The sequence below is a fragment of the Isoptericola sp. NPDC057191 genome (genome assembly GCF_042670225.1).
In the GTDB taxonomy this organism is placed as follows: Bacteria; Actinomycetota; Actinomycetes; order Actinomycetales; family Cellulomonadaceae; genus Isoptericola.
In genome coordinates this window covers 1-8,285 of record NZ_JBHUWC010000179.1, presented here as the reverse complement: position 1 = coordinate 8,285, position 8,285 = coordinate 1, and the positions used below count along the sequence as shown (strand labels likewise).

The following is an 8,285-nucleotide window of genomic DNA, read 5'->3' as shown; positions in this document are numbered from 1 at the left end:
GGTGCCCGCCGGTCGCCCGGTCGCGTGGACGGCTTACTCGACGCCGCCGAGCTTGCCGAGGATGACGCCCGAGGACGGGCCCTGCCACGACGGCGGGAACATGTACATGTCGTCGTCCGTGGGCCAGCCGGCGTACGCGCTCGTGTTGAAGAAGGTCTGCGAGGCGTTCACGACGAGCGGGATGTACGGCAGGTCCTCGACGATGTGCTCCTGGACGGTGGCGTAGGCCTCCTTCTTGGCGGCCTCGTCGTTCGTCTCGGAGGCGGCCTGGACGGCCGCGTTCACGTCGGCGTCGTCGTACCGGGAGAAGTTCCACTCGCCGGGCTCGAGGGCGGTGCCGACCTTCTGGGTGTAGTCGCCCGTGAACCACTCGCGGTAGATCTGGAACGGGTCGGCGATGGAGGTGCCGACGACGCCGCCCATGATGAGCTCGAAGTCGCCGGACACGCGGGCGTCGGCGAACTCGTTCCACGAGATGGTGGACGCGGTGACCTTGATGCCGGCCGCCTTGGCCTGCTCCTCGATGAGCTTGGCCGCGCTGTTGTAGTCGGTCCAGCCGTCGACGGAGGTCAGCGTCAGGTCGATCGCCTTGCCGTCCTTGCCGTAGAAGCCGTCGGCGTCCTTGGTGTAGCCGGCGTCCTCGAGGATCGCCGCGGCCGCCGCGGCGTCGGCCGTCTGCGGCGACTCCTTCGGCATGCCGTCGGCGATCCACTTGTCGTCGCGGCCGAGCAGGGCGAACGTCGGCGAGATCTCCTTGGCGAGGCCGACGAAGGCCTTGTCGTTGATCGCCTTGCGGTCGATGGCGACGTTGAGCGCCTGCCGGACGGCGACGTCCGTCTGGTCCCCTTCGCACCCGAGGTCGGCGTTGGCGCAGGTGTACAGCACCGTGGGGTCGACGGGCGTGTTGACGTAGCCGTAGGCACCGCTGGCCGTGACGCGCTCCGGGTCGGGCACGAACATGGTCGACCAGTCGATCTGGCCGGTCGTGAGCAGGTCCTCGGCCGACTGGTTGGCGTCGATGCCGACGTACCGCAGCGCGGCGACCTTCGGCTTGCCGCCCCAGTAGTCCGGGTTCGCCTTGGCGGTGTAGGCCGCGTTCGAGGTGGAGTCGACCAGGTACGGGCCGGTGCCGACCGGGTTCTCGGCGTTGGCCCAGGCGACGAGCCCCTGGAGGGCGTTGCCGTCCGCGTCCTTGCCGGAGTCCTTCTCGTGCTCCGCGAACACGTGCTTCGGCACGATGTAGGTGCTGCCGAGGATCGCGAACTCGTTCGCGTACGCCGGGGCGTCGAACGAGAACACGACCGTCGACGCGTCCGTCGCGACGGCGTCCTTGAGGTAGGACGGCTTGGCGGTGTCGTTGGTGAACGAGTAGACGACGTCGTCCGCGGTGAACGGCTGGCCGTCGTTCCACTGCACGCCCTCGCGGAGCTTCACCGTCAGCTCGGTGCCGTCGTCGTTCCACTCGGAGGACTCGGCCAGCATCGGTGTCGGGTCGACGTCCTGGAGCTTGTTGAAGGCGAACAGCGTCTCGTAGATGCCGCCGTTGGCCAGGTGGAGCACGCCCACCGCGTAGGGGTTGAAGTTGGCCGTGATCGGCGTCTGGGAGCCGGCCCAGATCACGAGCTCTCGGTCGGTGGCCTGGGCCTCGGCCGCGGGGGCGCCGGTCGCGCCGCCGCCGTCGTCGTCGCCCTCGGCGGCACCGGAGCACCCGGCGGCGAGGAGGGTCACGCTCGTGAGGGCAGCGGCCGCCGTCAGCCACCGGCCTCGCGTCGTACGTCGGTTCATCGTGGGTCCTTCCGGTCGGCGGCGCTCCGTCGCGCCGCGGTGATACCGCAATGGCCGTAGGGCAGGAACCTTAACGAATACCTCCGGGACCTCCGCTAGAGCATGAATCGTTATAAGGCAGGAGTGTTATCAAAACGTCATCTGGGTCGCGAGCGGCCTCCGGGCACGGCGAGACCAGAGCGCGCGGTGCGGCGGGGCGCGGACGGGGCGCGCGTGCAGGCGGCCCTCGCGTGAGGAGGTGCGTGGACAGAGCGCGTCGACGCGCCCTGACGGGCGCGAGCAGCGTCAGCCGGAGCGGACGGCTGTCAGGGCAGGGTGAAGAGCACCCGGCGCTCAGGCACCGATGCCTCTGCCAGCGTCGCGCGGACGCGCTCGCCGAGAGGAAGGGCACGGCCGTCGAGGCGGGCGCGCACGGCCGGCTCGCGCAGCATCACCTCGCCGCGCTCCACCTCACCACGCCGCGCGTCGCTGTCGCCGGGCGCTGCACCACCGCCCGTGGCGCGGTCGTCCGGGGCGTCGCGGACGTCGACGACCACGCCGTCGAAGACCTCGCCCTCCTGCCCTGACAGCAGCGCCGCCTCGACGATGTCCACGCTGCCCCGCTCGAAGGCGCCGGCCGTGCGGGACGCCGTCGTCATCGTCTCCGGCAGCGCGGGCAGCGCCTCCGTCACCCAGGACGGGACCTCGCGCCCCGCCCCATGCGCGAGGCACACCTCCGTGGCGTAGCGGTCGGCGAGCCGGCGCAACGGCGCCGTGACGTGGGCGTACTCGGCCCCGATCGCGGCATGCCGGGCGTCGGCCGGGAGCGCCACCGGCGCCCCGCCGTCGGGCCCCGGCACTCCGAACGCCAGGTAGCCCGCCCCGCGGAACAGCGACGTCGCCTCGGCGAGGAAGGCCGCGTGGGCCGGGCGCCGGGACTCCAGGGCTGGCACGAGCTGCGCGTAGGAGACCTCGTCGGGCCAGTCGATGCCCAGCGCCGCGGCGGTGCGGCGCAGGCGGGCGACGTCCCGGTCGTCGGCCGGGGGCAGGGTGCGGAACAGCCCCACGCCGGCCTCGCGCATCATCGCGGCCGCGGCGATCCCGGTGAGGAGCGAGATCTGCGCGTTCCAGCCCTCGACGGGCAGGGTGCGCCGCAGCTCGAGGGCGAACGACCCGTCAGGCCGCGGCACGATCTCCTGCTCGGGCACCTCCAGCGACACCCCGCCCCGGTCCCGCTCGCGCGCCTGGCGCAACCGCCCGACGTCGGCGAGCAGGGACAGCGAGTCCGCGGCGGTGCCGGCGTCGAGGTGTGCCTGGGCCTCGCCGTAGGTGAGGCGGGCGCGCGAGCGGACGGTCGCGCGGGTCACGGAGCTGCTGGTGATCTCGCCCTCCGCGTCCAGGCCGATCGTCCACAGCACCGCCGGGCGGTCCTCGTCGGGCAGCAGGCTCGCCGCGCCCTCCGACAGGACCGTCGGGTGCAGGGGCGTGCGGACGTCCGGGCCGTAGACCGTCGTCCCCCGCCGGTGCGTCTCGGCGTCCAGCGCGCCCCCGGGACGCACGAACGCCGCCACGTCCGCGATGGCGTACCGCACGATGTAGCCCCGGCCCGACGACGCGACGTGCACCGCCTGGTCGAGGTCCATGGAGCCGGGCGGGTCGATCGTCACCAGCTCGACGTCGCGGCGGTCCTGGCGGGCCTGGCTGGCGTGGCCGCCGTCGACCGCGCCTCGGCCACCGTCGTTCGCGGCCTCCTCGGCCTCCTCGCGCACCGCGGCGGGGAACATGGCGGGCAGCCCGACCTCCGCGCGGAGGGCGGCGAGGGCGCCCGCGACCTCGGCCGGTCCGGCCTGGGCGAGATGGAGCTGACGCGTCGGCACGGCTCGACCGTAACGGCGCCCCGCCATGGCCGCGCGCGGAGGGGCCGCCGGGCGGGTATGGCGTGCGTCCCGTTTTCGACAGGCTCCGCCGCGGGCAGATATCTTGATGTCAAACAATCTCTCGTCCATCACTGCCCTGCCTAGGGAGCATCGCCGCATGACCACCGAGTCCCGGCCCGAGGCCGCCACGATCATCTACACCCACACCGACGAGGCGCCGCTGCTCGCGACGTACTCGTTCCTCCCGATCGTCGAGGCGTACGCCGCGCAGGCCGGGGTCACGCTCGAGACGCGCGACATCTCCCTGGCCGGTCGCATCCTCGCCCAGTTCCCGGAGCGCCTGAGCGACGACCAGCGCATCGGCGACGCCCTCGCCGAGCTCGGGGCCCTCGCCACCACGCCCGAGGCCAACATCATCAAGCTGCCGAACATCTCGGCGTCGGCGCCGCAGCTGAAGGCCGCCGTCGCCGAGCTGCAGGCGCAGGGCTACGACGTCCCCGACTACCCCGAGGACCCGCAGACCGACGCCGAGAAGGACGTGCGCGCCCGGTACGACAAGGTCAAGGGCTCTGCCGTCAACCCGGTGCTGCGCGAGGGCAACTCGGACCGCCGGGCCCCCGCCTCGGTGAAGAACTACGCCAAGGCGCACCCGCACCGCATGGGCGCCTGGTCGGCCGACTCGAAGACGAACGTCGCGACCATGGGCAAGGACGACTTCTTCTCCAACGAGAAGTCCGTCGTCGTCCCCGCCGACGACACCCTGACCATCCGGCTCGTCACGCCGGCCGGGACGATCGTCCTCAAGGACGGCCTCCGGGTCGAGGCGGGCGAGGTCGTCGACGCGACGTTCATGTCCGTCGCCGCCCTGAACACCTTCCTCGCCGAGCAGGTCGCGCGGGCCAAGGCGGAGGGCGTGCTGTTCTCCGCGCACCTCAAGGCGACGATGATGAAGGTCTCCGACCCCATCATCTTCGGCCACGTCGTGCAGGCCTTCTTCCCGGCGCTGTTCGAGCAGTACGGCGACCAGCTCAAGGCCGCGGGCATCTCCCCCAACGACGGCCTCGGCGGCCTCCTCGCCGCCGTCGACACCCTCCCCGACGGCGAGGCCATCAAGGCCGCCGTCGCGCAGGGCCTGGCCGACGGTCCGGCCCTCGCCATGGTCGACTCCGACCGCGGCATCACGAACCTGCACGTGCCGTCGGACGTCATCATCGACGCCTCCATGCCCGCGATGATCCGCGGCGGCGGCCACATGTGGGGCCCCGACGGCCAGGAGCACGACACGCTCGCCGTCATCCCCGACTCGTCGTACGCCGGCGTGTACCAGACCGTCATCGACGACTGCCGCGCGCACGGCGCCCTCGACCCGGCCACGATGGGCTCCGTCCCCAACGTGGGCCTCATGGCCAAGAAGGCCGAGGAGTACGGCTCGCACGACAAGACGTTCGAGATCCCCGCCGACGGCACGGTCGAGGTCGTGAACGCGGCCGGCGACGTGCTGCTGAGCCACGACGTGCAGACGGGCGACGTGTGGCGCGCCTGCACCACCAAGGACGTCGCGATCCGCGACTGGGTCAAGCTCGCCGTCAACCGCGCCCGCGCGACCGGCTCGCCCGCCGTCTTCTGGCTGGACGCGCAGCGCGCCCACGACGCGCAGCTCATCGCCAAGGTCGAGGAGTACCTGGGCGACCACGACACCGACGGCCTCGACATCCACGTGATGGCGCCGGCCGAGGCGACGGCGTTCTCGCTCGCCCGGATCCGCCAGGGTCTGGACACGATCTCCGTGACGGGCAACGTGCTGCGCGACTACAACACGGACCTGTTCCCGATCCTCGAGCTGGGCACCTCCGCCAAGATGCTGTCGGTCGTGCCGCTGATGAACGGCGGTGGCCTCTTCGAGACCGGCGCCGGCGGCTCCGCGCCGAAGCACGTGCAGCAGCTCCTCGCGGAGAACTACCTGCGCTGGGACTCCCTCGGCGAGTTCTTCGCCCTCGCGGCGTCGTTCGAGCACCTGGCGACCGCCACGGGCAACGCGCGCGCCCAGGTGCTCGCGGACACCCTCGACCGCGCCACGGGCACGTTCCTCGACCAGGACAAGTCGCCCACGCGCCGCGTCGGCGGCATCGACAACCGTGGCTCGCACTTCTACCTCGCGCTTTACTGGGCCCAGGAGCTTGCCGCCCAGTCGCAGGACGCCGAGCTGGCCGCCGCGTTCGGCCCGCTCGCCGCGTCGCTCGCCGAGCAGGAGGAGACGATCGTGGCCGAGCTCGTGGGCGTGCAGGGGTCGCCGGCCGACATCGGCGGCTACTACCGCCCCGACGCGGTGAAGGCCGCGGCGGTCATGCGTCCGTCCGCGACGTTCAACACGGCGCTCGAGGCCCTCTGACGCCGAGGTAGTCGACAACCCCGCGAGGTAGTCCAGCACCCCGCGAGGTAGCACGCGTAGAGCCGAGGTACCTCCCCGGGCAGGTGGTCCGCACCACCTTGCGAGGAGGAGCTACCTCGGCTCTGCACGTACTCCTTCACGAGTGCGGGAACTACCTCGGCCGCTGGTCGAGGCCGCTGGACTACCTCGGCGGCTACCAGGACCAGCCGCGGGAGCTGAGCTCCAGCTCCTCGCGCAGCCGCTCGGCAGACTCGGCCCGCTCGCCGGCGCGCATCGGCAGGTCGACGACGCCGAGCCCGGCGAGTCGGCACGCCTCCCGCAGCAGGGCGTCGTAGGCCTCCTGCGCGGCTCGGGCGTGGTGCGCGCGGGCGTACACCTGCGGGTCGTCGTCGATCGCACGCAGCTCGCGGGCGAGCTCGCCGAGCCGCACCTGGACCGTGAGCGTGACGAGCGGGTCGTCGGTCGGGGCACGACGGCGGCGAGCCCGGCGCACGACGGCGTCACGGTGCGCGGGCGAGCGCAGCCACGACCGGGCGGCGACCGTCGCGACCAGAGCGAGCGACGTCGTCATGAGCGCCAGCTGCCACGTCATCGGAGCACCACCTCCGCAAGGTTTTCAGCCTATGCCGCGCACGCCGTGCACGCGAGGATCGTGGGCATGCCGGCGCACCGCTCGATCGTGGCGACCTTCGTCGCGCTGGCGCTGGTGCTCCTCGCGGCCTGCGGGTCCCCGGGTGCCCGGCCGGGCCCCGACCGCCCGGTGGTGCTCGCGGCGGCCGCGGCGCTGCCGGCCGGCGCGGCGGGCACCGTCGACGTCGGCGGACGCCCCGTCCAGGTCCAGGTGCCGCCCGGGTACGACCCCGCCAGCCCCGCACCCCTGCTCGTCGTCCTGCACGGCTTCGGCTCCGACCCCGCCCGCGTGGACGACCTGCTCGGGCTGCGCGAGGAGGCCGCCGCGCGCGGCGCGCTCTACGTCCTCCCCGAGGGCACCACGGGACCCGACGGACGACGGTTCTGGAACGCGAGCGACGCCTGCTGCGGCGCCGAGCGGGCGGACGTCGACGACTCCGCGTACCTCGCCCTGGTGGTGCGCACCCTCGCGACGACCTACGCCGTCGACCCTCGCCGGGTCGCGGTGGTCGGGTACTCGAACGGCGGGTTCATGGCCTACCGCACGGCGTGCGACCACGCCGACCTCGTCTCCACCGTGGTGTCGCTCGCGGGCGCCATGCCCGCGGACGGCCGCGCCTGCCGGCCGTCGCGCCCGGTGCGCGTCGTGCAGGTGCACGGCACCGACGACCCGGTCATCCGCGCCGCGGGCGGGCGCCGGGAGGGGCACGCGTACCCGGGGGCAGCGGCGTCGGCGGCCGCCTGGGCGCGTCTCGACGACTGCCCGGCACCACCCCTCACCGCCCCTGGCCTGCGCGACCTCGACACCGCCGTCCCCGGCGCCGAGACCACCGTGACCACCTGGGCCGGGTGCGCGGACGGCACCTCGGTCCAGCTGTGGTCGATCGCCGGGGCGGACCACTCCCCCGCGCTCGGCACCGCGTTCGCGACCGCGGTGCTCGACGTCGCGACCGGTACGCGCTGACCTCGGGCCGCGGGCGAAGGCTCGCCTGCCCTTCCTGGCGAGGGGCGGGAAGGCTTACTAGCCTGGAACGGTTCAAGACAGCGATCGTCAACGGAAGCGAGGTTCCCCATGACCACTCCCACGATGAAGCGCAGCACCCCCCGCGCCGAGGCGTCCGACAAGCTCCGCGCCCACCTGCAGCGCGTGCTGGTCGCCCTGGTCGACCTGCACGTCCAGGGCAAGCAGGCCCACTGGAACGTGACCGGCCGCGGGTTCCGCGACCTGCACCTCCAGCTGGACGAGCTGGTCGACGTCGCACGCGAGCACAGCGACACCGTCGCGGAGCGCCTGCGGGCGCTGCAGGCCGTGCCCGACGGCCGCACGGAGACCGTCGCCACCACCACGGACCTGTCGCCCTACCCCGCGGGCCTCGTGTCCGTCGACGACACGGTCGACGCGATCGTCGAGCGGGTCGCGCAGACCGTCGAGGTCGCGCGCGACGTGCACGACGACGTCGACGCGGAGGACCCGACGTCGGCCGACCTGCTGCACGAGATCATCACCGACCTGGAGAAGCAGGCGTGGATGATCTCGTCGGAGAACCACGAGGTCTGACGGCGGGCCGGCCGAGCCTCGACGGCCCGGCAGCGATCACGACGACGGCGCGCCCCCGCCCGGGGAC

The 8,285-nt window shown here is 73.0% G+C and carries 6 protein-coding genes; 3 read left to right on the top strand and 3 right to left on the bottom strand.

All coding sequences use genetic code 11. From position 1 onward, the window contains the following. Positions 1-33: 33 nt before the first annotated feature. Together ACFT55_RS17055 and ACFT55_RS17050 are read right to left on the bottom strand one after the other, a co-directional pair. Positions 34-1,785 (bottom strand): ABC transporter substrate-binding protein, encoded by a 1,752-nt coding sequence (locus ACFT55_RS17055; protein ID WP_380245037.1) that lies wholly within the window; start codon positions 1,783-1,785, stop codon positions 34-36. A gap of 305 nt (positions 1,786-2,090) precedes the next feature. Then, complete coding sequence (locus tag ACFT55_RS17050; RefSeq protein WP_380245036.1) at positions 2,091-3,641, bottom strand: RNB domain-containing ribonuclease; 1,551 nt, start codon at positions 3,639-3,641, stop codon at positions 2,091-2,093. A 157-nt stretch (positions 3,642-3,798) separates the two neighbouring features. On the opposite strand from ACFT55_RS17050, the gene ACFT55_RS17045 reads away from it, so the two are divergent. Further along, entirely contained in the window at positions 3,799-6,030 is a 2,232-nt protein-coding gene (locus tag ACFT55_RS17045; protein WP_380245035.1) for an NADP-dependent isocitrate dehydrogenase, read from the top strand. Positions 6,031-6,223: 193 nt separating this feature from the next. Here the strand turns inward: ACFT55_RS17045 and ACFT55_RS17040 are convergent, their stop codons facing one another. Further along, positions 6,224-6,622 (bottom strand): hypothetical protein, encoded by a 399-nt coding sequence (locus ACFT55_RS17040; RefSeq protein ID WP_380245034.1) that lies wholly within the window; start codon positions 6,620-6,622, stop codon positions 6,224-6,226. A gap of 66 nt (positions 6,623-6,688) precedes the next feature. Between ACFT55_RS17040 and ACFT55_RS17035 the strand changes: the two genes are divergently transcribed. Together ACFT55_RS17035 and ACFT55_RS17030 are read left to right on the top strand one after the other, a co-directional pair. Continuing rightward, complete coding sequence (locus ACFT55_RS17035) at positions 6,689-7,624, top strand: alpha/beta hydrolase family esterase (protein WP_380245033.1); 936 nt, start codon at positions 6,689-6,691, stop codon at positions 7,622-7,624. A gap of 108 nt (positions 7,625-7,732) precedes the next feature. Then, positions 7,733-8,218 (top strand): Dps family protein, encoded by a 486-nt coding sequence (locus ACFT55_RS17030; protein WP_380245032.1) that lies wholly within the window; start codon positions 7,733-7,735, stop codon positions 8,216-8,218. Positions 8,219-8,285 lie beyond the last annotated feature (67 nt).

Coding starts and splice junctions, on each gene's coding strand:
- ACFT55_RS17035 (WP_380245033.1), top strand. CDS start 6,689: ATGCCGGCGCACCGCTCGATCGTGGCGACCTTCGTCGCGCTGGCGCTG.
- ACFT55_RS17030 (WP_380245032.1), top strand. CDS start 7,733: ATGACCACTCCCACGATGAAGCGCAGCACCCCCCGCGCCGAGGCGTCC.
- ACFT55_RS17040 (WP_380245034.1), bottom strand. CDS start 6,622: ATGACGTGGCAGCTGGCGCTCATGACGACGTCGCTCGCTCTGGTCGCG.
- ACFT55_RS17045 (WP_380245035.1), top strand. CDS start 3,799: ATGACCACCGAGTCCCGGCCCGAGGCCGCCACGATCATCTACACCCAC.
- ACFT55_RS17055 (WP_380245037.1), bottom strand. CDS start 1,785: ATGAACCGACGTACGACGCGAGGCCGGTGGCTGACGGCGGCCGCTGCC.